Source organism: Mycobacterium sp. MMS18-G62, assembly GCF_053877835.1.
Genome location: NZ_CM132662.1, coordinates 1,982,713 through 2,003,851 on the forward strand (window position 1 = coordinate 1,982,713; position 21,139 = coordinate 2,003,851).

Genomic DNA, 21,139 nt, shown 5'->3' on the forward strand with positions numbered 1-21,139 from the left:
GACGAGTCAGCGCCCTTCGCCGTAGATGCTGGCTACCCAGACGTGCACCAGCGTCTCGAGCACCTGCTCTTTCGGTATGGCCGGGTGCTCGTCGGAGAACGAGGCGAACAGCGTCCGCTCGTTCATCAGGTTCAATGCGGTGGCCAGATCCTCGGCCGGCAGCGTCGTGGGGGCCAAGCCGCGCTCGCGCTCCGCCTCGATGGTGGCGGCCGTGTTGTCGATCCACTTCTGCATGAACCGAGCGAGCAGGTCACGGATCTCCGGATGGGTAGCCCGGGCCGCATGACCGGCGCGGGTGACGCCCTTGTGCTTCACAAAGGCCTCGAAGAAGACGTTGATCGCGGTGCGCCAGGCCTCGTATCGGTCGTCCGGCAGGGCGTCGGCCAAGCCCTCTGATGCGGTGTCGGCCTCCACGATGACGCGTTCGACGAGCGTGAGCAGGACTGCGTCCTTGGACGGGAAGTAGAAGTAGAACGTCGGCCGGGACAGGCCGGCGCCTTTTGCCAGGTCATCGACGGAGATCTCGCTGAACGGCCGCTCGTCGAGCAGGCGTTCGGCGGTTGCCAGGATGGCCGCTTCGCGGTCGTCGCCCGAAGGTCGCGTTGAGCGGCGGCCTCGGGATGCGCGAAGAGGGCTGGCAGTGGTCACGACGTAGACCTTACTCTGTGTCGAATTCTTCAACACACCGTTGACTCACTCGACACGGTGTTGATAGCTTTACATCATGACCGAATTTGTCGACGTCGTCATCGTCGGAGCCGGTATCTCCGGCATCAGCGCCGCATGGCACCTGCAGGACCGCTGCCCGGGCAAGAGCTACGTCATCCTCGAACGCCGCGAGAACCTCGGCGGCACCTGGGACCTGTTCAAGTACCCCGGCATCCGCTCCGATTCCGACATGTTCACGCTCGGATTCCGGTTCAAGCCGTGGACGTCGGAGAAGGCCATCGCCGACGGTCCGTCGATCATGGCGTATCTCAAGGAGACGGTCGCTGAGTACGGCATCGACAAGCACATCCGCTACGGCCACAAGGTGGCCGGTGCCGACTGGTCCGACGACGAGAACCGGTGGACCGTGCGCGTCGAGCGCGACGGCGAAGAAGTGGAAATCAAGGCGGCCTTCTTGTTCGCCTGCAGCGGCTACTACAACTACGACGAGGGCTACTCGCCGGAGTTCGTCGGTTCGGAGGACTTCGAGGGCACGATCATCCATCCGCAGCACTGGCCGGAGGACCTGGACTATGCGGGCAAGAAGATCGTTGTCATCGGCAGTGGCGCAACCGCAGTGACTTTGATTCCCGCCCTTGCCGATTCGGGCGCCGGGCATGTGACGATGTTGCAGCGCTCGCCGACCTATATCGGTGCGCTGCCCGACGTCGACCCATTCACCGTGCGGACCAACAAGACACTGCCGACCAAGCCCGCGTACGTGCTGAACCGGTGGAAGAGCATCCTGTTCCAGTCGGCGCAGTACCAAATCAGCAGGCGTTTCCCGAATTTCATGCGCAAGACGCTGATGACGATGGCCCAGCGCCGCCTGCCCGAAGGCTACGATGTCGAGAAGCACTTCGGCCCCAGCTACAACCCGTGGGATCAGCGGCTGTGCCTGGCGCCCAACGGGGATCTGTTCAAAACGATCCGCGCCGGCAAGGCCGACGTCGTCACCGACACGATCGAGCGCTTCACCAAGACTGGTATCAAACTGACCTCGGGCGAAGAGCTTCAGGCCGACATCATCGTCACCGCAACGGGTTTGAACCTACAGTTGTTCGGCGGTGCCAAGGTGATGCGCAACGGCGTACCCATCGAACTCAACGACACGATGGCCTACAAGGGCATGATGCTCACACACATGCCGAACATGGCGTTCACGATCGGCTACACCAACGCATCGTGGACGTTGAAGGCCGACCTCGTCTCGGAGTTCGTCTGCCGGGTGCTGAACTACATGGACGCCAACGGTTTTGACACCGTCGAGCCGCAGCATCCAGGCAATTCCGTCGACGAGCGACCGCTGATGGACTTCACGCCGGGCTACGTGCTGCGGGCGTTGGACTACCTGCCCAAGTCCGGACATGTCGCCCCGTGGCGGCTCAAGCAGAACTACCTGCTCGACTTGCGCCTCATTCGGCACGGCAAGGTTGACGACGAGGCGCTGGCCTTCTCCAAGCACCGTGCCACGGAGCCGGTTTCGGCGTAGCGCCTAGCTACGGCGCGACCACGACGATGCCGTCGTCGTCGCTGTACGCGATGTCGCCCGGCGCGAACACCACTCCGCCGAACTCGACCGCCACATCGCGGTAGCCGTCGCCGGTCTTGGTGCTCTTGCGGGGATTCGTGCCCAGCGCCTTGATGCCGATGTCGAGGGTGCGCAGTGTCGCCGCGTCGCGCACCGCGCCGTTGATGATCAGCCCCACCCAACCGTTGTCGACGCCGAGGCCGGCGATGACGTCACCGACCAACGCGGCATGCAGCGAGCCGTCTCCGTCGATCACCAGCACGCCGCCGTTGCCCGGCTCGGAGAGCACTGATTTCAGCAGCGCGTTGTCCTGAAAGCACTTGACGGTCGTGATCGGTCCCGCGAATTGCGACCGGCCGCCGTACTGGCCGAATTGCAGGTCGCAGCTGCGGACGTCGGGGCCGATGTCGTCGACCAGGTCAGCTGTGGGGCGAGGCTCTACGGTCACCGGTTGATGCTAGCGACCGGATTTCTCGACGATGATGTCGCGCACGAACTGCGCCAAGCCCGGCTCCGCGTCGTCGTAGTAGCGGGTGAATCGCTCATCGGCGACGTACATCTCCGCCAGGCAGCGATGCATTTCGTCGCCGCAGTCGTAGAACCGTTCGATCGATGCGCGGTGCCGCTCTGCGAGTTCATTGGCCGCCGCAGAGCCCGGCTGCACGCCGTTGCGTTTCGCCTCAGCCAGCGCCGCCAGCAGTGCATCCCCTTCGGCCTTGATGTCGATCCAGTCCTGCTTGCCCAAGCGCGAAACCCGTTGCTGCGATTGCTTCCACGCATCGGTGTCGCCCCAGCGCTGCTCCGCCTCGGCGGCGTACTCCCCGCTGAAAGCGGTGGTGCCGAAGATCTCCACCTGTTCCTCTGCGGTCAGCTGGATACCGTCGCGATGTGCGTTCATCAGTTCCTCCACTGCTTTGATCGTGTGCTCCAAGCGCTGCGCCTGCTCCAGCAGCAACTCGTGCTGGCGTCGCAGGTGTTCGACCACGTCCGCCGCCTTGTCGTCGAGCAGCGTGCGGATCTCGTCGAGCAGCAACCCGACGGAGCGGTACACGAGCACCAGATGCAGACGCTCGATGTCGGCGTCGGTGTAGCCGCGGTAGCCCGCCGGGGTGCGGACGCTGGGCACCACCAGACCGATGTGGTCGTAGTGGTGCAACGTGCGCACGGAGACACCGGTGAGGGTGGCTACCGCTCCGACGGTCTTGGCGTCCATGCCGCCACTATCGACCCTGACGCCGCGTGAGGGTCAAGCCGAATTCGATCAGTCGTCGGAGTGCCGCCGTGCCAACAGCACGACCAGGATCGCCAGCACGCCCGCGGCGATGGCCGCCACGATGGGTAGCCGCGACGGTTCAGGGCCGACGAGTGGGACAGACGCGGGCCCCGCAACGGGGTTACTTGCGCTGGCGACCGTCGACTTCGCCTGCGCTGCAGCCTCTCTCGCGGCCGTCGCGAGATCACCATTCGTGTCGGCCAGCCGTTGAGCGGGCGGCGCTGCGTTCGGAGGCGCCTTCTTGGCAGCAGTCTTTTTCGCGGCCTTCTTGGCGGGCGCTTTCTTCGCGGCTTTGGCCGGTGCCTTCTTAGCGGCCTTGGCGGGCGCCTTCTTGGCAGCTTTAGCCGGAGCTTTCTTGGCCGGCGGCACGGGTGGTTCGGCGGCAGGCGGGACGGGATCGGCGCCAGGCGTCGACGGCGCTTGTTCAGCCGCCGGGGATACCTCGTCCGGCTTCTCGTCGGGTCGGTCCTGCTGGTCTGCCATCTGGCTGCTCCTTTGCGCCTGTGTATTCCTACCCGGCAGTGGCTCCCATCATGCCAGGTTGCATATGGCGCTAACCGGTCACGGCCAGTGCGGCCGCCAGGGTCAGCGCGACGGCCATGATTGCCAATTCCGTCAACGCCCTCGATCGCGAGACCACGGCCGCGGTTCGGTGCGAGCGAGCGGCAGGCACCCACATCGTGCGATTTCGCCACGCCAGCACCACCAGCGTCGCCATCACCGCGACCTTCGCCGACACCAGCCTGCCGTAGCCCGTGCTGACCAACTGTGCAGGCGAGCCGATCGCGACCGCCGCACCCACGATGCCGCCAACCAGCAGGGCGATCACACACCACAGCGACAACTGCGAGAACCTCGGCAGCACGCGCGCCCACTGGCCCCGGTGTTCGACGGTGAGCACGAGCGCCGCCAACGTGCCGCACCACAGCGCGGCTGCCAGCGTGTGCGCCGCAATCGCCGCGCCGCCGATGGTGCTCGCCGCGACATGGCCGGTGAGCGGACGCGCCGTCAAGCCGACGGCAGCGACGCCGGTTACGGCCAGATTCGCCGACGTCGTCCGCGAGGCCATCACGGCGACCACAACCACCAGAGCGGCACCCGCGCCGAACAGCTCGACGCGTCCAGCCGCCGTGTGTACCGCGAATTCGGCCGCCGTGCCGAGACCGAGCCGGAATACCGGAACCGCCGCCGCGTCAGCGGCGTCGAGCACGATCCGGGCCAGCTCAGCCAGCAGCCACACCGCGCCGGCGATGGTGAGCGGGACGGTGGCGCGGCGGATCAGCTCTGCCCGATACCGATCGATCTCCAGCATCGGCACCACCGCGAGGCCGAGCGTGATCACCGCCGCGCAGTCGGCGACCGCGCGCACCAGCGTCGCAGCCAGTTCATTGTGCTGCGACGCCAGCGCCCACGCGGCCACCGATGCGGCAACGATGACCAGCACACCGCCGGCCACCGCCCGTCGACTCGTCACCTCCGCCGTCGCACCGCCCACGCCGCGCCGCCGGCAACGATCAACCCGGCGGCCACGTAGAACGGCCACACCGGAACTCCGTCGCCCGACGCCGGACTCGCCGACGGGCCCGGAGTGCCAGTGCCCGAAACGGCGAGCCGAAACTGCCACGATCCGGACACCACATGACCGTCAGCTGATGTCGCCCGGTAGTTGACGGTGTAAGTGCCGGACGGTCCCAGTGGCCGCACGCCGACGCTGATGACAGCGCCGTCGACCTTCGGCTCACCCGTCGACCAGAGGTTGCCGTCGGGGCCGACGACCGTCATCGCGGCGAACTGCGGCTGCATCGCCTCGTTGAACGTCGCGCTGACCTGTGTCGGGGACTGGGTCAGTTCTGAGTTCTCGACGGGGTCGGTCGCGATGCGCGTCGCATGCGCGGACGCCACCGATGCCCCGCCGACCGCTGCGATGGCGAGCCCGATGATCAGCATCACCGATGCGACGAGGCGATTCATGATCGCCGTCGTACCAGCAGAACCATCGCGACCGCAACGGCCGACAGCGCCAATGCGCCGCCCGCCAGCCACCGCGCCGAGTTGTCGGGCGCCACCGCCGTCTGCGCCATCGGCATCGGATGGTCGTCCGCAGCCTGGGCGCCCGTCAGAGCGACCTCCGGCACGGGGTATTCGGGTTCGGCCCCGCCGGGTGGCGCCGGCTGATCCCATTTCACGACTGTGCCGTCCGAATACGTCTGCGTCGCCGGGAAGCTGGCGCTTTCGGCATCGGGCAGCTTCACCGAGATTCGGAAAAGGCCGAACTGGTCGCGCCCGACGCCGGTTCCCGGCGCAGCGGTCCACGTGACCGAACGGACGGTGCCCGCGGCGGCGTCTCGATCCAGCGTCGCGGACCAACCCGGCAGCACCTCGGTACTCGCAGACGCGACGGTGGGTAGGACTACGCTCAATTGTGTTGTCAGCGCACCCTTTTCGGACTCGTTGGGAACTTTGAAAGTCAGCACCGAGTATGCGCCCGGTGCCGGGTTGTCCGCCGTGACGCGGACGTGCGCCCATGCTGGCGCGGCGCCGGGCAGCAGGGCAAGGGACATTGCCGCCCCGGTGGCGGCAACGATGGTCATGGCGCGCGCAGGCGCCACAGGACTGAATCGCATTCGATTGTGCTTTCTGTGTCGTCGGGGATGTCGGTCAGCGGGCGAGGCTGACCGGCGGACCCCGATGTGACACAGAAGCGGCGAGCAGAAGCGCCGAGCGCAGCGGCTGATCGGCGCCACCCAGAGCGACGACGGTTGGCCCGGACGACGGCAAGTAGACGCTTCGCACAGCCGCCCGCACCGCCCGCGATACGGCGCGGCACAGCCGATCGCCCGCCGCGATCAAGAGCGCGCCCACCGCGATCGCGGTCAGGTGTGCGGCCAGCATCGCCGCAGCGGGAGGGGCACCGACGGAGGTGTGAGCGTGGCCTGCGGTCTCGAGCATCACGTGCCCGAGCAGCTGACCGGCCGCCAGGAGACCGAGCAGCACGCGGGCGTCGGCGCCCCTGGTGATGGTCGCGGCCAGCGCACCGATGGCGACAGCCAGCACGGCGAGTTGAGCTGTGGCCGCCCCTGTTGGCACCGCCCCACCGCCGGCGCCGTGCGCGGCTATGGCGAGGGCGGCTGTCAGCAGTCCCGCGGCCGAACCACGCAGGCGCGCTGCGGGATTCGGGACGCGGGACATCTGCGGGTCAGACCAGGCCCAGCCGGGCCATCAGGTCGGCGTCGATCCCGTCGAGTTGCTCGGTGATCGCGGCGTGAGCGGCGCGGCGACGCGAGACGGGCATGTTCTCGGCCGCGGTTACCGCCGCAGACAAGTCGTTGAGTCGTTCGGTCATCGCGGCGACGAACTGCTTGGTCTCGCCGTCCTTGGGCTTCTTGTCGGCGACGAGACGCAACGAGTGTTCGGCACCGGCGATCCGCGCCGACAGCTGAGCACCATGACCGGAGAACTGACCGATCTGACTGAGCGGGACACCGAGCCGGTCGGCGCGGCGCTCGTCGACGAACCCGCGCGCGGCAATAGCGGCGCGGTAGGCGATCGGCACGACGATCGGGGCCAGCAGCCGGGTCACCGTGAGCATGCGGCGGATTCGGGTGGGGGAGAACAGCTTGCCTTCGCGGGCCGCCTTCAACTGTGTCTCAGCAACCTTGAGCGCGGCCCTGTCGCTGTCGCGCTGGGCCCTCAGTTGGGCCTTGAGCGCCCTGGTTTCGGCCCTGTGCGCGGCCTTGATGCGCCGCGCTTCGTTCTTCGCGGCGAGCTTGGCTTCCAGCTTGGCCTTGGCTTTGATCGCGCGGGCTTCGGCCCTACGGGTGGCGCGGGTTTTGCGTCGCTTGAACAGACTCATCCCCTGCTGCCTCCCGGGTCATCTGATTGACGTTGACGTCAGTTCGATCGATCGTGCAGCCCAACACTATCGTCCGGAGTTCTTTCGGTGCGGAGCGCGGTGCGGCCGCAGTTGGTTTAAATCGGCAGCAAACGGTCCATCACGGTTGTGCGACAATCGTTTGATCATCTTGATGACCATCGTGCGATGCCGTGGAGGGTGGTGACGACGTGGGTTCGCGTGTGCGCATCGCCGCGGCGGCCTGCTTCGTGGCCTCTGGGCTGATGGCCGCGGGCGCAGGTGCCACGCTCGCCTTTGCCGAGCCCGGTCAGCATCACGGCGGTTCGGGCGATAACGACAGCAAGGACTCCAGCGGCGCCACCATTCACGACGGGCTCGGGCACGAACATGACGGCTCAGGTCAGGTGGCCGACAAGGGCGGCAACGAAGATCGGCCGGGGGTGAACGGAACGACGCCTGGCGTTGGTCCGCTGCCGGGCGGGACGGGCAACGAGCATTCCGGAAACGTAGGCAGCGGCAAGACTCCCGCCGGCCACGATCCGGGCACCAAGGACGACCAAGAGGGCGACCAGGCTGGCGGAGGCCAAGGCACGACACCGCCGACGACGAAGCCAAGCTCGACGTCGACGCCACCGTCGCCACCGCCGGAGCAGCCGGGCTGCGACAAGGACAACAACGACGATCACTGCAATCCGGGCTGGCCGTGGTGGCCATGGCCGTGGCCATGGGAGCCGGGCCAGCCGCCAGGTCCCGGCGGCGGTGGGGGAGGCGGCGGAGTCGTCGAGGTGCCCTCGGGTCGCCCGAAGCCGCCGCCGGAGATGCAGCTGCCGCCCGAATTGAAGCCGCCCGCATCGGAACCCGCCCAGCCGGGCGTCGTCAGCCCCGTCCCCGGCGTGGGCGTTGCGGCCGCGGAGCTGCCGATTGCCCCGCTCACGCTGCCGGTGGTTGTCGCGCCGCCGGCGGGCTTTGGCGGAGGAGCCGGTGGGGCGCCGAATGCGCCGACGTTGCCGGGAACACCCCGCGGCGTCACGGCAGAGCCGCCAGCCGGACGGGAGCCGCTGCCGGCCAGCGTGGGCAGCAACATCGCCGCGCCGGCGTCGTCGTATCGCACCGGATACGGCGAGTATTTGCGGACCGCCGGATTGTCGCAGGTTGCGGCCATGGCGGTGCCGGGTATTACCGGCATTTTGGTACTCACCAGCGCTGGTGGGTTAGTAGGGTACCGGCAGGCCAGGGCGGGCCACGCCGTGCGCACTGGCGGTACTGCGAGGTTCATGAACTGACAAACTGCGCGCCCTCTCGGGGGCGAACAGCACATAGTGGACTCGTCGAAGAGGGGGTTTGTATGCCTGCCAGCCGTCGCGTCACCCGTGCCGTTGGTGCGGTGCTTGATCTCGCCCCGCGCCGCGGGGAAGTGTCTCTGCCTCGCCTCGTCGACGCCGTCAGCGAGGACCGCGATCGGCCGATCGAACTCAAGATGGCCGATCTGCCTCCCGGCGTTTGCGGGCAGTGGCGCCAGTATGCCGATCGCGATGTGTTCTTGATACAGAAGGGTTTACCCGCGTGGGACCGCACGCTGGCTCACGAGCTGGGCCATCTGGTTCTCGGCCACGAGGGCATACCGGTCGTCCAGGCGGCCCGCGAGAACACCGAGGTGGCCACCTCGGATCTGATCGGGTACATGCTCAACCAGCGGACCGGCTGTATGGGTCCGGCCGGCGAGGATGCCGAGCAGGAAGCGGAGGACTTCGCGGCGCTGCTCATCTACCGGCTCGGGCGACTGCCGTCTGATCGTTCTTCGATAGTGCAGGTCCGGCTCGGAGAGGCATTTGGTTGATCGTCTGGGTGATCGCCGGTCTGCTCGGATTGGCTACCGGACTTCGAATCGGCTGGGCTCTGGTCAACAAGCAATCTCTGGTCAGCACCGCGATGATCATCGCGCTGGGCAGCCTCGGATTTGTTGCAGCGCTCAACTGGCAGCCGCTTACCCTCCTGATCGACACGGTGCTGCACTGGAACAACATCTCGATGGGTCTGACTCAGGTGGCCCTGATCGCGTGCGCAGCGGGCAGCTGCGTGATGATCACGTCCGTCTCCTCGGTGCGTAAACCCGGCACAATTCGAAAAATCGCGATCGCGCAGTACAGCGTTGCGGGTGTGATCGCCGCGGTGAGCTTGGCGACCTTCTTCGCAGCTGGCCAGCAACCGGAGGTGTCTCCCGAGGAGTACCTCAAGAGGAATCTGAACTCCAGTGGCACAGCGTTGCCCTGGCTGCTTCCGCTGCTGTACGTGCTCCTGGCCCTGACCCTGGTCTCGTGGGCGGGGATGCGGTATTCAAACCGAAGCCGCCGGGGCCGTGCGTTGTTCGTGTTCACCTTCGGCATCGTGCTGATCGTGCTGGCGTCCGCCTTCTTCTTCCTGCGCGCCGTGGGTACGACTCATCTTTTCGGCGTCGGCGCAGCGGCCACACTGCTGGGTTGCGCGATGCTGATCGTCGCGGCGGGGTCACTGCTGCCCAGTGTCGAAGACTGGTTCGGGGCGCGACGCGAGCTGCGTGTCATCCAGCCGCTGCTCACCGAACTGGGGCGCAGGCATCCGGACATCGGCATCGGCGTGCGCCCTCGCGGGCCTCTGGTGTTCCGGGTCGCCGAACGGATGTCGCTGATCTCTGACGCGCTGTTTCTGGAGGCCACCGCCGACAGCACCCGCAGGCGGCCCGTGGACGCCACCGGGGCCCGGGCCTCACGGGAACTCGACGAGGTCGACGACGTGTCGGACGTGGAGTCACCCGCTGTGCCGCCGCGACAGCAGGCACAAGCCATCGCACAGTGGATTTATGACGGACGCGAGGGTGCCCCTGAGGACACCCTCGCGACTTTTCCAGGTCTGAGCTGGCTGCGGCAGCCGACGTCGTATTCAGATCGGGAATGGATTCTCGAGATCGCGCAGCGGTATCGCGAGCTGGCGATCAAGGGGACATAGCCCCAACTACTAAGCACCTATTGTCGTCGTCCCCAACTGACGTGGGGACGACGACTTCGCCGACCGTCGCGTTACGACGGGCGACGGGCTAATCGTCCAGGTGCTCCCTGCGGCGCAGTTCATCAACCTTCTGAACGATGTCCTGCTGCGCTTCTGGGGACAGCCCGACGGTGCGTGCCGCAATACGGCGAACGCCCTCGTCGCGCATATTCGCCAGCCAGGTCAATTCCTTGTCGAGCTTCTCGTAGTACTCGTCGTCCGTGAAGTAGGCCGGCTTGATACGGAAGAAGTTGGCAAGGGCGGCCATGGTGGCTGCCGAGGGATTGGTTCGGTTGCCCGAGCGGAGCTGCGACAGGTACGGAGCCGACATCGTGACGCCTTCAGCCTTGAGGGCAGCGATCACTTCAGCCGACGTGTGCGGGCCACGACCGGGCGGGTAAACCGTGTCAAACAGGCGGTTTAAGCGGGCGGCGAACGTCTTGCTCATCTAGTTTGACCTCCACATGATGGTCGAGCGGGTTTTATAGGCGGCGTATTTGCTGAACATCGTAGCGAGACTTGTGCCCACAACCAAGTGCAAACCGCAGAAAAGTTAACCCGCCTTTTCGTTTCAGTGTGCCGCTACAGGTCTAAACGGCGATGTCGGTGGGCTCCGGCACCGTCATACTACGGTGCGCCGAAGCAAATAATAACGCCTGGGTGCCGATGAGTTTCCTATGTCTTTGACAGCAATCGTCACAGGAATCGCGATGTTCACCATGGGCAACGCAGATCACGGATCAACAGGCGGAATCCAGCGTTTGCTAGTTGGCAGGTCAGAGGGGGTGCCGTAAGCCCCCTTAGGGTGCTCCTCAGCACGTAGCGGAGGTTAGCGCGGCGACTGCGTGAGCCAGGTCAGTCGTTCGACCGACAGTAGCCAGCTAGTGGTGTGGATCACTCCGACGACGATTCGAGCGGGACCAGCGCGCGTTGATGTCCGCGGCGCCTGGCGATGAGCCGGACGGCGACGGTGAAGGCGAATACGGCAGCGACCGATGCGATGACCGCTACTGCCACCCACTTCAGCCCGAGAGCGCCGTCGATGAGCAACCACAAACCGAAGACCAGAAACAGCACACTGGCGAGGTAGTGAAGAAAGCGTTCGGGCAGCCGCTTGTGCATTACCGCGCCCACTGCGATAGCGACGCCGTCGGCCAGCACCATGCCCGCGGTGGCTCCGATCCACACCCCGGCCCAGTTGTGCTCGCTGGCCAGCGCGACGGTGGCGAGCATCGTCTTGTCGCCAAGCTCTGCGAGCACGAACGAGGAGATGACGGCCAGCAGCACGTGCCGCGGCTCGGCGACAGATCGCACCTCGTCGTCTTCGCCTTTGTGGCCGTCGCGCCACGTCCACACCGCGAACAGCAGGAAGGCGATCGCCGCGATGAATGCGATGGGCCTCTGCGGCAGCGTCAGGCCGACGAAGTGGCCGATGGTCACCGAAAGGCCGTGCACCATGAACGAGGCGATACCGACGCCGCAGAGCACCACCCACCACCGATGGCGCAGCGCGTAGGTCATCGTCATCAGCTGAGATTTGTCGCCCAACTCAGCGACAAAGACCACCGAGAGACTGACGAGGACTGCGGTGAGCATTCGACGACCTTTCGACGCGTCGCCGACGGGCCAGAAGTTCGCGGTCCGTCAGGCTTCGGTCGAAGGTCTCGCCCACCGCAGTGCGGTTCGCCGGCCGGGCTCTACGCCAGTATGTCGACACGACGATTGGGGGCTACTCCCCTTCGCTGACATCACCGACGATAGCGACCGGTGAATGCGGACGCCACTCGGCGGGTAAGTTCGGGTGCCCGAATCCACCGTTTCCGGTGGCGAATCAAATGCTTCGAAAACCCTTATGCCGCAAGCAGCATGGCCAAGATCGCGGTATCGGGATGGCTGATGGGGTCGACACCGACCCGGCTCACCATGGAGGTCACCGTGCCGTCCGATTCTGCCTCCACCCATGCGGCCCGGTGTTCCAGTCCCAGATGCGGCAGACCGGGCAGCAGCACGCAGCCCGATGCGGCTCCGGTGCACTCCGGCAGTGACGGCATGGTCTCCGACGGTGGATGCAGCATCAGAAGAGCCGGGGGCTGATGATCCGCGAAATAGCCTGGCGGAACGGCAGATTCACCGACCACGGTGCCTTCGGCGACTACCAGCCCGACAGTGCCGGGCTCCGGATCGTCAGGCAACTCTTCACGCACACCGAAAATCGTTGTGGTGGACAGTAATCCCGGCAACGACGCTACGCGAACGGCGACCATCAACAGCTGCGCCCATTCCTTGGTCGAATCCGGCCACCGGCCGGACACCACGAAACCCTTGAGCGATCCACGCGAATGAAACGGGGCGATCTCGATCGCCCGACCGGACCCCATCTCCATCTCGCCTCCGCGCCATCGGTGTTCGGTTTACTTCCCCCGACACGCCTGTGGGTCGATTCGCTCAGAATGCGGTAGGTCTGGCCTGGCACGCAAGACGACACGAGTGCTAACAGCGAGTTAACTCAACAAGACGCGTGTTGATCATCGACTCCGCACAGTCCAGATCACGCGATACGAACCGGTTGCAGGCACCCAGCCGAACTGCCGCGAGTCGACAACACCAGGCGCCTGCGGGTTGTCCGAGTGGGCCTCGAAACTCGCGCTGCGACCGGTACCGCGCACATCGCCGACGCGTTTGACGAGCCACCGCGACGGCTTTGTCGGATCGGGAAAGACACGCAATTGCCCGCGCCGAGGGGCACCGACGCGTATCGCGAGTAGCCCGTCACCTGGGTGAAGCGAGGGCCGCATCGAGTCCTCGACGACGGCGAACCGGCGTAGCGGCCAGCCTCGCCGGGGATGGTTGCGGCCCACAGCCAAAGGGTAAGTTAGGGCCATGCTGCAAAGACTCTTCGCGAACGCCACCCCTGCCCATGCTCACTGCGACTTGTACTGCGGCGTCTACGACCCCGCCCAGGCCAAGATCGAAGCGCTGTCGTGCCTGAAGACTCTTCAGAAGTACCACGACTCCGACGACGACCATTTCAAGGCTCGCGCGATCCTCATCAAGGAGCAGCGCGCCGAAGAGGTCAAGCATCACCTGATGGTGCTGTGGGCCGACTTCTTCACCAAGGACCACTTCGAGCAGTTCCCCAATCTGCACCAGTTGTTCTGGGACGGCGTGCACGGAGCGGGTGACGTCAAGAAGTCGCTCGACGTCGCCGTCGCCGAGAAGCTGCTGAAGACGATCGATGAGATCGGTGACATCTTCTGGCAGACCGACAAAGGCAAGCAGATGGGCGTCTACCCACCCGCCTGACAACTCAACGTCCAAACACAAGAGCCGCCGGATCAGACTCCGGCGGCTCTTTCGTGTGTATTGAGAAGCTTGTTCAGAACCAGACGATCAGGGCGAGGATGCCCAGCAGGACGAGCGCAATCGCACCTGCTCGCAGGCAAGCCATGAGTTGTCCGCGCGTATAGGCATGCGCGGAGGTGTGCCATTCAGAAGGCGGCAAAGCGGACCCCGGCCCCATTGGATGCGACGCCATCAAACGCTCCTGACCTGCAAGATCGTGACCTCCCCCAGTGAGATCTATCACAAGCTCTCGTGTGACGGTGATCATAGCCCGTCGGCTTGCCGCGTGGAAATCGGAGTCGGCATCGGCTGTGCAGAAGCCGGACAGTTAGCCCATCAACTCATTTCGCTCGATTGCGCGCGGCCTGTTGATTAGGTAGCCGCAGCGGCCCAAGGTTATGCACAGTCAATTTCAGCAACTACACAGACTTAGCGGCTCAAGCGGGGTTCTGGCCGATGGCGGCCTGTGGATGAACCTGTGGAAACTGTGGATAGCGCGGCATTGCTGACACCTCCTGAGCGAGGCGTCTCGGGCACCGCCGACCGATGAACTGCCAGTGCCGCCGTGTCAGCATGGAGTCCGTGGACGAACTAGTAGTTGCCCAAGCACAGATCGCCGATGTGCCGTCGGAGTTCGACGAGTCGGTCGTGCTACTCGATGTGCGTGAGGACGACGAGTGGCAGCGCGGTCATGCACCGGGCGCGCGGCACATCCCGATGGGTCAAATTCCGGCCCGCATTTCCGAACTCGATCCGACCGCCACGCTGTTCGTGGTGTGTCACGTCGGCGGACGATCACAACGGGTCGCGCAGTATCTGGCCGGCCACGGCTACCGGCCACTCAACGTCGCCGGAGGCATGCAGGCCTGGGCCGGCGCGGGCCGCCCTGTGGTCACAGACAGCGGCGACGCGGGCGTCGTCTGAACAATCGTCGCTAGGCTGGTCGGATGATCCTGCGCACGCGAGGAGCGAAATGATGGTGCGCACGCAAGGAGCGAAATGATTCAGGTGTGTTCCGCGTGCGGAACGCGATGGAACGTGCGAGATCGGCGCCGGGTGTGGTGTCCGCGCTGCAACGGCACACTGCTGCCGCCGTCGGCTCCGATCGCCGGTACCGAATGGAGCGCGCGGCCATCGGCGTCGGCGCTGAATCCAAGCACCCAGACAACTCCGCCGCGGCTGCCGCCCGGCTACCGCTGGATCGCCGTGCGACCGGGCATGGCGCCGCCGCCCCGCATGCGGCGCCGGCCCCTTGGGCCCACCCCGCGCTATGCCGTGATCCCGCGCTGGGGGTTGATCGACCATTTCGACACCGACGTGCAGCCGCAGGCCGGTCCGCGAACCGGGCCGTCGTCGGCGATGGTGCGCACGACACTGATCACGACCATGGCGGTGCTCGGCATGGCGGCGCTGGTACACGTCCTGCGCTACGCGTTGCTCATCGTGAACCGAAGCGTGCTGCTGAACCCGTGGGTGGCCGGCATAGCGACGTGGCTGGGCGTTGCGGTCAGCGTGCTCGCGGTGTTCACGGTCGTGGCCAGCGCGGTGGTACTGACGAACTGGCTGATCGCCAGGCGTGCCGCGGCTTTCGCTGGCCACGGGCGCGCCGAGCCACGCCCGACGTGGGCGCTTCGCTTGGGATGTTTATTGCCGTTGGTGAACCTGGTTTGGGCACCTGTCTTCGTGATCGAACTGGCCAGGATCGAGGATCGGCTGAAATGGCTGAACCGCCCGATCGTGCAATGGTGGCTGGTATGGATAACCAGCACGGCGGTGTCGGGGTGGTCGATCGCCACGAGCTTCACCACTGATCCCCAGGGCATCGCCGACAACACCGTGACCACGATCGTGGCGTACCTGCTGGGGCTGGCCGCGCTGGTTCTGGCCACGAAGGTGTTTCTCGGATTCGAGCGTCAGCCCGTCGAACGGGCCGCAAAGCGCTGGGTAATCGTCGCCGACAAGAACGCCACGCCCGCGGAAAAACCGCATGCCGCCGAACCGGAACCCGCCTCTGCGGTTGAGTCCGAAGGGCAGAACCCGGCAGCATAGCCGTATGGACTCGGGTGACGGCGCGCTCGGCGGTCACCCATTCGTGGTGGCCCACCGGGGCGCATCGGCTGAACGTCCGGAACACACCCTGGCCGCCTATGAGCTGGCGCTGAGCCAGGGCGCCGACGGAGTCGAATGCGATGTGCGGCTGACCCGCGACGGACATCTGGTGTGCGTGCACGATCGCCGAGTCGACCGAACGTCGAGCGGCACCGGCCTGGTCAGCGAGCTGACCCTGGCCCAATTGCGCGAATTGGATTTCGGCTCATGGCATCCCAGTTGGCGCGCCGACGGGAGTCAGGGCGACACCGGACTTTTGACGCTGGACGATCTCGTCGGTTTGGTCCTGGACTGGAACCGGCCCGTCAAGATCTTCATCGAGACAAAGCATCCCGTCCGATACGGCGCGCTGGTGGAAAGCAAGGTGCTTGCCCTGCTGCACCGGTACGGCATCGCGGCTCCGGCGTCGGCTGACCTGTCCCGTGCCGTCGTGATGTCGTTCTCCGCGGCCGCGGTGTGGCGGATCCGGCGTGCGGCGCCGCTGCTGCCGACGGTGCTCCTCGGCGAGACGTCGCGCTATCTGGGCGGCAGCGCCGCCACCACCGTCGGCGCAACCGCCGTCGGGCCGTCGATCGCGACGCTGCGCGAGCACCCCGAATTGGTGGACCGGGCCGCCGCTCAGGGGCGGGCGTTGTACTGCTGGACGGTCGATCACTACGAGGACGTCCACTATTGCCGTGACATCGGCGTCGCCTGGGTGGCGACGAACCACCCGGGCCGCACCAAGGCGTGGCTGCAAAACGGGCTGACGGGAGCCGGGCGCGACTAGCCGGGCTGGGCGGCGTCGAGGACGTCCGGCGGGATAGGCGAGTCGGACGCCAGTGCGGCGAACAACTGTCCCGCTGCGTCGCTGTTCCACACCACGACCGAGCCGGAGTCGCTGCCGGTGAACTCGCCGATCGGCACGGTGGTGGTCAAAATGTCGCCCCGCAGCGCCCACGCCAGCCGGGCCAGATCCCAGATGTGAGCACCCTGATCGACGGCCAGGGCACCGGTGGCCGCATGCGCCATCGGGTACCAGCGCAGCGGGTTGAGCACTACGGCGGGACTGGCGGTGCGATGCAGCAGGGCCGACATGAAGTTCCGCTGATTGACCATCCTGTCCAGGTCGGCGCGTGGGGTGGCGCGGGTCCGCACATAGCCGAGCGCATTGCGGCCGTCGAGCTTCTGGCAGCCGGCGGGCAGATCGATCCCGGCGAGCGGATCGCTGATGGGTTCGGTGGGGCACATGGTCACTCCGCCGACCGCGTCGACCATGACGGCGAAGCCGTCGAAGCCGATTTCCGCGTAGTGGTCGAGCCGGATCCCGGTGGCCTGTTCGACGGTCTGCGCCAGCAGCGGCGCCCCGCCGAACGAGAACGCGGCGTTGATCTTGTCCTGGCCGTAGCCAGGGATCGAGACGTAGGAGTCACGCGGGAGCGACACCATCGTGGTCGGCGTGCTCGAACCGATGGCCGGGACATGAACCAGCAGGATCGTGTCGGTGCGGCCGGTGCCGATGTCTCCGCCGGTCGCAAGCTCCGCCTGTTGTTCGGGCGTCAGGTTCTGACGGCTGTCCGAGCCGACGAGAAGCCACGTGGTGCCCTTGCCCTCGGCCGGACGCTCGGGATAGTCGGCCAGCGCCGGGATGCGATGCAGCGACGAGTCCATCCAGAACCCGATGCCGACGACGGCGACGACGAACACCAACAGCAAGGCGAGCACGATGCGGCCCCAATGCCGTTTGCGGCGAGGCTTTTTCGGTGGCGGGGGCGGAGGCGGGTGCCCCGCCGCGGGAGCGGGCCGGCGTGGAGGTGGTGTCGGGGGCCGACGCGGTGGAGGCGGTGGCCGGCGGGGCGGCGGCGGTGGCGGAGGTGTCGGCGGGTTCGGCGGCCACGCAGGCGGCTGCCGGTAGTTCGGGTCGCGACGGATCACCTGCGACGGCTCTTGGCGCGCCCTGGGATCGGGCCTTTGGCCGCGCGGCCGATGATCGTCCACGATTGAGAATCTACGTGGCCAACGGCCGCGATTACGGCAGCCAGCTCAGGTGCTCGGCCGCCAGTACGTAACCGACGAACGCCACCGCGTCGATCAGACCGTGAGCGATGATCAGCGGCCACAGCCTGCGGGTGCGCAGCCAGACATAGCCAAAAACCAATCCCATCGCGATGTTGCCGAGGCCCGCCCCGTAGCCCTGATACAGGTGGTAAACACCGCGCAGGATGCTCGACGCGAGCACCGCGGCCACCGGGTTGACATTCAACTGGCGCAGCCGGGTGATCAGGAACGCGACGACGACGACCTCTTCGGCCCAACCGTTGGCGAACGCCACGGCGAGCAGCACGGGGATGCGCCACCAGGTGTCGTTGAGTTCCGTGGGCACCACGGACACGCTCAGCCCCAACAGCCGGGCGGCCACATACAGCCCGAGGCCGGGCAGCCCGATCAGGGCCGCCAGACCGATGCCGCCGAGCACGTCGGAGCGCCAGCGCAGCCGGCCCAGTCCTATCTGGCTCGGGCCAAAGCCACTGCGCCACAGCAGATATAAGCCAAGCGACCCCCACGCCAGCAGCTGAAACACTCCGGCGAGGTTCAGGCCCATGTCGATCAGGTCGATCGGTGAACGCCGCGGGTTCAGCGCTATCTTCTGCCCGGCCAGGCCGAGAATTATCGCCTCGGCCAGGTTCAGCAGGGCGGTGTAGGCCGACAGCCCGAACGTGACAGCGAGGACGACGAAGACCTCGATCCGTAGCCCGCGCCGCTGCGCAACAGTCAGCTCGTCGGGCGCCACGGTCACCGGAGATACGGTAGCGGGCGATGTGTTCTACAGGCGGCGCGCGCGCAGTCCGTTGAGGAACGGGCAGCCCATCAGCACGCGGATCGCCTGGCTCAGACCGGTCACGTCGTCGACCGGTTTTGCGAACGGCAGCCGCACGTCGTGGTCGCCTTCTTCGTTTTCCACGCGCAGCCGGACACCGTAGCGATCCAGGCCCAGCGGGCAGACTCGACCGCGGCGAAGCGCCGCGGGCAGACGCGACGCGAGCCGGTCGACCACTTCGCGGTGCGCGGAGTCCAGATGCTGCAGCCAGCACGATTCCATCGCGCAGAACGGATCCGGCTGCGCTCCCAGCAGTGTGCCCACCGCGACGGACTCGGCGCCGGTGGAATCAGCGACCACCACCGACTCGATCTCTAGGCGCATCAGCGTGTAGCGGACGTCTTGGTCAGACTGTGCGGGACCCGAATTGACTTGTAGCAGAGCAGGATTGGGATCTTCATCGGCGATCAGGTCGAGCAGGGGAGCGACGTCGTCGACGGGGACGGTGTGCAGGCGACCGCGGATCCACACCAGCGAGCGCACGGGTTCGCGGACGGGCACTGGCGCGTAGTCGGTCATCTCGAGCACCGCCTGTATGCCGGCACACCCTTCGTCGCCGACGACGTCGGCAAGCCCTTCGTCGACCGGGACGGTGATCGCGAACGAACCGTCGTCGAGCAGGTGATGCACTGGCGTCGCGATCGGTTCGACACCCTCGACGGCGAGCATCGCCCCCGACGCCCGCACGCATGCACTGCGGATTCGTTCGGCCGTCGTCGGTGCCGCTGTCATCATCGCGCCGCTCCTTCTAATTAGGTTAGCCTAAGTTAACTTCGCGTGCATCGAAGCGCAAGGCTTTCACGTACCGGGGCGCGGCGCCGACACCGGATAGGGTTGAAATGTGCCCCGCATCGCCTACCTCGGACCGGAAGGGACGTTCACCGAGGCGGCCATGCTCAAGATGTCGGCCAACGGCGTGATTCCAGGCGGACCGGCGACGATCACCCCGATCTCCGCGGATAGCACGCAGTCCGCACTCGCCGCGATCCGGTCTGATGACGCGGATTACGCCTGCGTGCCGATCGAGAACTCCATCGAGGGATCGGTGGTGCCGACACTGGACACCCTCGCCAACGGCACGCCACTGCAGATCTTCGGCGAGTTGACCCTCGACGTGTCGTTCACGATCGCCGTTTCACCGGGCACCTCGGCCGAGGACGTCGAAACCGTGGCGGCTTTCCCCGTCGCGGCCGCGCAGGTGCGCAACTGGTTGGCGGACCATCTCCCGAAGGCGCAACTAGTGCCGGCCAACTCCAACGCGGCGGCCGCGCACGACGTGGCCGACGGCCGTGCCGACGCGGGGGTGACCACCGCGCTGGCCGCCGAACGCACCGGTCTGACGGTGCTCGCGAGCGACGTCGTCGACGAACTCAACGCGCGCACCCGCTTCGTGTTGGTCGGAGTGCCCGGGCCGCCGCCGCAACGCTCGGGCGCCGACCGCACATCGGTGGTGTTGCGCCTGGACAACGTACCCGGCGCGCTGGTGTCGGCCTTGACCGAATTCGCCATCCGCGACATCGACCTCACCCGCATCGAATCCCGCCCCACCAGAACCGAATTGGGCACCTATGTGTTCTTCCTGGATTGCGTCGGGCATATCGACGACGACGCCGTTGCCGAGGCACTCAAGGCGCTGCATCGTCGTTGTATGGATGTGAGATATCTGGGGTCGTGGCCAACCGGATCGGCGGCCGGTGCAACACCGCCGCCTCTTGACGAAGCGTCGCGGTGGCTGGACGGGCTGAGGAAGGGAACGCCGTGAGCGGACGGCTGGTGCTGGTCCGGCACGGACAAACACACGGCAACGTCGAACGCCGGCTCGACACGCGGCCCCCGGGCGCGGAGCTGACCGATCTCGGCCGCGGCCAGGCCCGCGCATTCGCGCGGGAACTGCTGTACCGCCCGGCGATGCTCGTTCACTCGGTCGCGGTGCGCGCCGCCCAGACCGCCGCCGAGATCGGCGACGAATTGGGGCTGAATGCCCACGAATTCGACGGCATTCACGAAGTTCAGGTCGGCGATCTCGAGGATCGCAACGACGACGACGCGATCGCCGAGTTCGAGACGGTCTACCAGCGTTGGCACGAGGGCGATCTCGGGGTGGCGATGCCCGGCGGAGAGAGCGGCGACGCAGTTCTCGAGCGCTACGTGCCGGTGCTGACCCAATTGCGCATGCGTTACCTCGACGACCACGAGTGGCATGACGACATCGTGGTGGTCAGCCATGGCGCGGCTATCAGGCTGGTGTCGGCGGTGCTGGCGGGCGTCGACGGCAGCTTCGCGCTCGACCACCACCTGGCCAACGCCGAGACCGTTGTGCTGGCGCCGATCACCGACGGCCGGTGGAGCTGTGTGCAGTGGGGGACGCACACGCCGCCGTTCTATCCGGAGCCCGACGTCCACCCGGTGGAAGATGCGCTGCAGTCCGCCGACCCGATGGGCTGA

27 protein-coding genes are annotated in these 21,139 nt (G+C 66.4%); 10 read left to right on the plus strand and 17 right to left on the minus strand.

Annotated elements, in window-relative coordinates:
• Positions 1-6: 6 nt before the first annotated feature.
• Positions 7-648, minus strand: a complete 642-nt coding sequence (locus ACWW36_RS09890) for a TetR/AcrR family transcriptional regulator (RefSeq protein ID WP_456141363.1) — start codon at positions 646-648, stop codon at positions 7-9.
• 76 nt (positions 649-724) lie between these two features.
• Between ACWW36_RS09890 and ACWW36_RS09895 the strand changes: the two genes are divergently transcribed.
• Positions 725-2,200, plus strand: a complete 1,476-nt coding sequence (locus ACWW36_RS09895) for a flavin-containing monooxygenase (protein ID WP_456141364.1) — start codon at positions 725-727, stop codon at positions 2,198-2,200.
• Positions 2,201-2,207: 7 nt separating this feature from the next.
• Here ACWW36_RS09895 and rraA read toward each other — a convergent pair whose 3' ends face one another.
• The 8 genes from rraA to ACWW36_RS09935 all read right to left on the minus strand — a co-directional run bounded on the left by rraA (position 2,208) and on the right by ACWW36_RS09935 (position 7,365).
• Complete coding sequence (gene rraA / locus ACWW36_RS09900) at positions 2,208-2,687, minus strand: ribonuclease E activity regulator RraA (RefSeq protein ID WP_456141365.1); 480 nt, start codon at positions 2,685-2,687, stop codon at positions 2,208-2,210.
• 9 nt (positions 2,688-2,696) lie between these two features.
• The gene (locus ACWW36_RS09905) at positions 2,697-3,452 is read right to left on the minus strand and encodes a MerR family transcriptional regulator (RefSeq protein WP_456141366.1); all 756 of its coding nucleotides are present in this window, start codon (positions 3,450-3,452) and stop codon (positions 2,697-2,699) included.
• A gap of 48 nt (positions 3,453-3,500) precedes the next feature.
• Positions 3,501-3,995 (minus strand): hypothetical protein, encoded by a 495-nt coding sequence (locus ACWW36_RS09910; protein WP_456141367.1) that lies wholly within the window; start codon positions 3,993-3,995, stop codon positions 3,501-3,503.
• Between the two features lie 70 nt (positions 3,996-4,065).
• Positions 4,066-4,986: a CopD family protein gene (locus ACWW36_RS09915; protein ID WP_456141368.1), complete on the minus strand. Its 921-nt coding sequence runs from the start codon at positions 4,984-4,986 to the stop codon at positions 4,066-4,068.
• Entirely contained in the window at positions 4,983-5,483 is a 501-nt protein-coding gene (locus tag ACWW36_RS09920; RefSeq protein ID WP_456141369.1) for a copper resistance CopC family protein, read from the minus strand. Before ACWW36_RS09920 ends, ACWW36_RS09915 begins: the two co-directional genes overlap by 4 nt.
• Positions 5,480-6,136, minus strand: coding sequence for a YcnI family copper-binding membrane protein (locus tag ACWW36_RS09925; RefSeq protein WP_456141370.1), 657 nt, complete (start codon positions 6,134-6,136; stop codon positions 5,480-5,482). The genes ACWW36_RS09920 and ACWW36_RS09925 overlap by 4 nt, the downstream gene beginning before the upstream one ends.
• A 34-nt stretch (positions 6,137-6,170) precedes the next feature.
• Complete coding sequence (locus tag ACWW36_RS09930; protein ID WP_456141371.1) at positions 6,171-6,701, minus strand: hypothetical protein; 531 nt, start codon at positions 6,699-6,701, stop codon at positions 6,171-6,173.
• Between the two features lie 7 nt (positions 6,702-6,708).
• On the minus strand, positions 6,709-7,365 hold the full coding sequence (locus ACWW36_RS09935; RefSeq protein WP_456141372.1) for a DUF6474 family protein: 657 nt from the start codon (positions 7,363-7,365) through the stop codon (positions 6,709-6,711).
• Positions 7,366-7,574: 209 nt separating this feature from the next.
• On the opposite strand from ACWW36_RS09935, the gene ACWW36_RS09940 reads away from it, so the two are divergent.
• From ACWW36_RS09940 to ACWW36_RS09950, 3 genes are all read left to right on the plus strand, one after another.
• On the plus strand, positions 7,575-8,648 hold the full coding sequence (locus tag ACWW36_RS09940) for a hypothetical protein (RefSeq protein WP_456141373.1): 1,074 nt from the start codon (positions 7,575-7,577) through the stop codon (positions 8,646-8,648).
• Positions 8,649-8,710: 62 nt separating this feature from the next.
• Entirely contained in the window at positions 8,711-9,202 is a 492-nt protein-coding gene (locus ACWW36_RS09945) for an ImmA/IrrE family metallo-endopeptidase (protein WP_456141374.1), read from the plus strand.
• Positions 9,199-10,347: a hypothetical protein gene (locus ACWW36_RS09950; RefSeq protein WP_456141375.1), complete on the plus strand. Its 1,149-nt coding sequence runs from the start codon at positions 9,199-9,201 to the stop codon at positions 10,345-10,347. The genes ACWW36_RS09945 and ACWW36_RS09950 overlap by 4 nt, the downstream gene beginning before the upstream one ends.
• Positions 10,348-10,435: 88 nt before the next feature.
• Here ACWW36_RS09950 and ACWW36_RS09955 read toward each other — a convergent pair whose 3' ends face one another.
• From ACWW36_RS09955 to ACWW36_RS09970, 4 genes are all read right to left on the minus strand, one after another.
• A complete protein-coding gene (locus ACWW36_RS09955; RefSeq protein WP_456141376.1) occupies positions 10,436-10,834 on the minus strand; it encodes a transcriptional regulator in 399 nt (132 codons plus the stop codon).
• Positions 10,835-11,280: 446 nt separating this feature from the next.
• A complete protein-coding gene (locus ACWW36_RS09960) occupies positions 11,281-11,982 on the minus strand; it encodes a TMEM165/GDT1 family protein (protein ID WP_456141377.1) in 702 nt (233 codons plus the stop codon).
• A 254-nt stretch (positions 11,983-12,236) separates the two neighbouring features.
• Positions 12,237-12,770 (minus strand): peptidase, encoded by a 534-nt coding sequence (locus ACWW36_RS09965; RefSeq protein WP_456141378.1) that lies wholly within the window; start codon positions 12,768-12,770, stop codon positions 12,237-12,239.
• A gap of 141 nt (positions 12,771-12,911) precedes the next feature.
• Entirely contained in the window at positions 12,912-13,244 is a 333-nt protein-coding gene (locus ACWW36_RS09970) for a S26 family signal peptidase (RefSeq protein ID WP_456141379.1), read from the minus strand.
• Between the two features lie 22 nt (positions 13,245-13,266).
• On the opposite strand from ACWW36_RS09970, the gene sodN reads away from it, so the two are divergent.
• Complete coding sequence (sodN, locus tag ACWW36_RS09975) at positions 13,267-13,689, plus strand: superoxide dismutase, Ni (RefSeq protein ID WP_456141380.1); 423 nt, start codon at positions 13,267-13,269, stop codon at positions 13,687-13,689.
• Between the two features lie 73 nt (positions 13,690-13,762).
• Here the strand turns inward: sodN and ACWW36_RS09980 are convergent, their stop codons facing one another.
• The gene (locus ACWW36_RS09980; protein ID WP_456141381.1) at positions 13,763-13,921 is read right to left on the minus strand and encodes a hypothetical protein; all 159 of its coding nucleotides are present in this window, start codon (positions 13,919-13,921) and stop codon (positions 13,763-13,765) included.
• A gap of 380 nt (positions 13,922-14,301) precedes the next feature.
• Here ACWW36_RS09980 and ACWW36_RS09985 point away from each other — a divergent pair, with 380 nt between their 5' ends.
• From ACWW36_RS09985 to ACWW36_RS09995, 3 genes are all read left to right on the plus strand, one after another.
• Complete coding sequence (locus ACWW36_RS09985) at positions 14,302-14,652, plus strand: rhodanese-like domain-containing protein (protein WP_456141382.1); 351 nt, start codon at positions 14,302-14,304, stop codon at positions 14,650-14,652.
• Between the two features lie 75 nt (positions 14,653-14,727).
• A complete protein-coding gene (locus ACWW36_RS09990; protein ID WP_456141383.1) occupies positions 14,728-15,777 on the plus strand; it encodes a DUF4328 domain-containing protein in 1,050 nt (349 codons plus the stop codon).
• A 4-nt stretch (positions 15,778-15,781) separates the two neighbouring features.
• Positions 15,782-16,606, plus strand: a complete 825-nt coding sequence (locus tag ACWW36_RS09995) for a glycerophosphodiester phosphodiesterase (RefSeq protein ID WP_456141384.1) — start codon at positions 15,782-15,784, stop codon at positions 16,604-16,606.
• Here the strand turns inward: ACWW36_RS09995 and ACWW36_RS10000 are convergent.
• The 3 genes from ACWW36_RS10000 to ACWW36_RS10010 are packed head-to-tail and all read right to left on the minus strand — an operon-like array spanning position 16,603 to position 19,429.
• Positions 16,603-17,814 carry an LCP family protein gene (locus tag ACWW36_RS10000; protein ID WP_456141385.1) on the minus strand — a complete coding sequence of 404 codons (1,212 nt, stop codon included), beginning with the start codon at positions 17,812-17,814 and terminating at the stop codon, positions 16,603-16,605. The two genes, ACWW36_RS09995 and ACWW36_RS10000, sit on opposite strands and share 4 nt — an antisense overlap.
• Positions 17,815-17,845: 31 nt before the next feature.
• Entirely contained in the window at positions 17,846-18,613 is a 768-nt protein-coding gene (locus tag ACWW36_RS10005) for a CPBP family intramembrane glutamic endopeptidase (protein ID WP_456141386.1), read from the minus strand.
• 27 nt (positions 18,614-18,640) lie between these two features.
• Entirely contained in the window at positions 18,641-19,429 is a 789-nt protein-coding gene (locus ACWW36_RS10010; protein WP_456141387.1) for a DUF2470 domain-containing protein, read from the minus strand.
• Between the two features lie 106 nt (positions 19,430-19,535).
• Here ACWW36_RS10010 and pheA point away from each other — a divergent pair, with 106 nt between their 5' ends.
• Positions 19,536-20,456 (plus strand): prephenate dehydratase, encoded by a 921-nt coding sequence (gene pheA, locus ACWW36_RS10015; protein ID WP_456141388.1) that lies wholly within the window; start codon positions 19,536-19,538, stop codon positions 20,454-20,456.
• Entirely contained in the window at positions 20,453-21,139 is a 687-nt protein-coding gene (locus tag ACWW36_RS10020) for a histidine phosphatase family protein (protein ID WP_456141389.1), read from the plus strand. The genes pheA and ACWW36_RS10020 overlap by 4 nt, the downstream gene beginning before the upstream one ends.

What these genes read in the sequence shown, in the direction of transcription:
- ACWW36_RS09960 (WP_456141377.1), bottom strand. Translation starts at nt 11,982, where the DNA reads ATGCTCACCGCAGTCCTCGTCAGTCTCTCGGTGGTCTTTGTCGCTGAG.
- ACWW36_RS09990 (WP_456141383.1), top strand. Translation starts at nt 14,728, where the DNA reads ATGATTCAGGTGTGTTCCGCGTGCGGAACGCGATGGAACGTGCGAGAT.
- ACWW36_RS09935 (WP_456141372.1), bottom strand. Translation starts at nt 7,365, where the DNA reads ATGAGTCTGTTCAAGCGACGCAAAACCCGCGCCACCCGTAGGGCCGAA.
- ACWW36_RS09965 (WP_456141378.1), bottom strand. Translation starts at nt 12,770, where the DNA reads ATGGAGATGGGGTCCGGTCGGGCGATCGAGATCGCCCCGTTTCATTCG.
- ACWW36_RS10010 (WP_456141387.1), bottom strand. Translation starts at nt 19,429, where the DNA reads ATGATGACAGCGGCACCGACGACGGCCGAACGAATCCGCAGTGCATGC.
- ACWW36_RS09895 (WP_456141364.1), top strand. Translation starts at nt 725, where the DNA reads ATGACCGAATTTGTCGACGTCGTCATCGTCGGAGCCGGTATCTCCGGC.
- ACWW36_RS09945 (WP_456141374.1), top strand. Translation starts at nt 8,711, where the DNA reads ATGCCTGCCAGCCGTCGCGTCACCCGTGCCGTTGGTGCGGTGCTTGAT.
- ACWW36_RS09985 (WP_456141382.1), top strand. Translation starts at nt 14,302, where the DNA reads ATGGAGTCCGTGGACGAACTAGTAGTTGCCCAAGCACAGATCGCCGAT.
- ACWW36_RS09925 (WP_456141370.1), bottom strand. Translation starts at nt 6,136, where the DNA reads ATGCGATTCAGTCCTGTGGCGCCTGCGCGCGCCATGACCATCGTTGCC.
- ACWW36_RS09910 (WP_456141367.1), bottom strand. Translation starts at nt 3,995, where the DNA reads ATGGCAGACCAGCAGGACCGACCCGACGAGAAGCCGGACGAGGTATCC.
- ACWW36_RS09905 (WP_456141366.1), bottom strand. Translation starts at nt 3,452, where the DNA reads ATGGACGCCAAGACCGTCGGAGCGGTAGCCACCCTCACCGGTGTCTCC.
- ACWW36_RS09930 (WP_456141371.1), bottom strand. Translation starts at nt 6,701, where the DNA reads ATGTCCCGCGTCCCGAATCCCGCAGCGCGCCTGCGTGGTTCGGCCGCG.
- ACWW36_RS09995 (WP_456141384.1), top strand. Translation starts at nt 15,782, where the DNA reads ATGGACTCGGGTGACGGCGCGCTCGGCGGTCACCCATTCGTGGTGGCC.
- ACWW36_RS09920 (WP_456141369.1), bottom strand. Translation starts at nt 5,483, where the DNA reads ATGAATCGCCTCGTCGCATCGGTGATGCTGATCATCGGGCTCGCCATC.
- sodN (WP_456141380.1), top strand. Translation starts at nt 13,267, where the DNA reads ATGCTGCAAAGACTCTTCGCGAACGCCACCCCTGCCCATGCTCACTGC.
- ACWW36_RS09955 (WP_456141376.1), bottom strand. Translation starts at nt 10,834, where the DNA reads ATGAGCAAGACGTTCGCCGCCCGCTTAAACCGCCTGTTTGACACGGTT.
- ACWW36_RS09980 (WP_456141381.1), bottom strand. Translation starts at nt 13,921, where the DNA reads ATGGCGTCGCATCCAATGGGGCCGGGGTCCGCTTTGCCGCCTTCTGAA.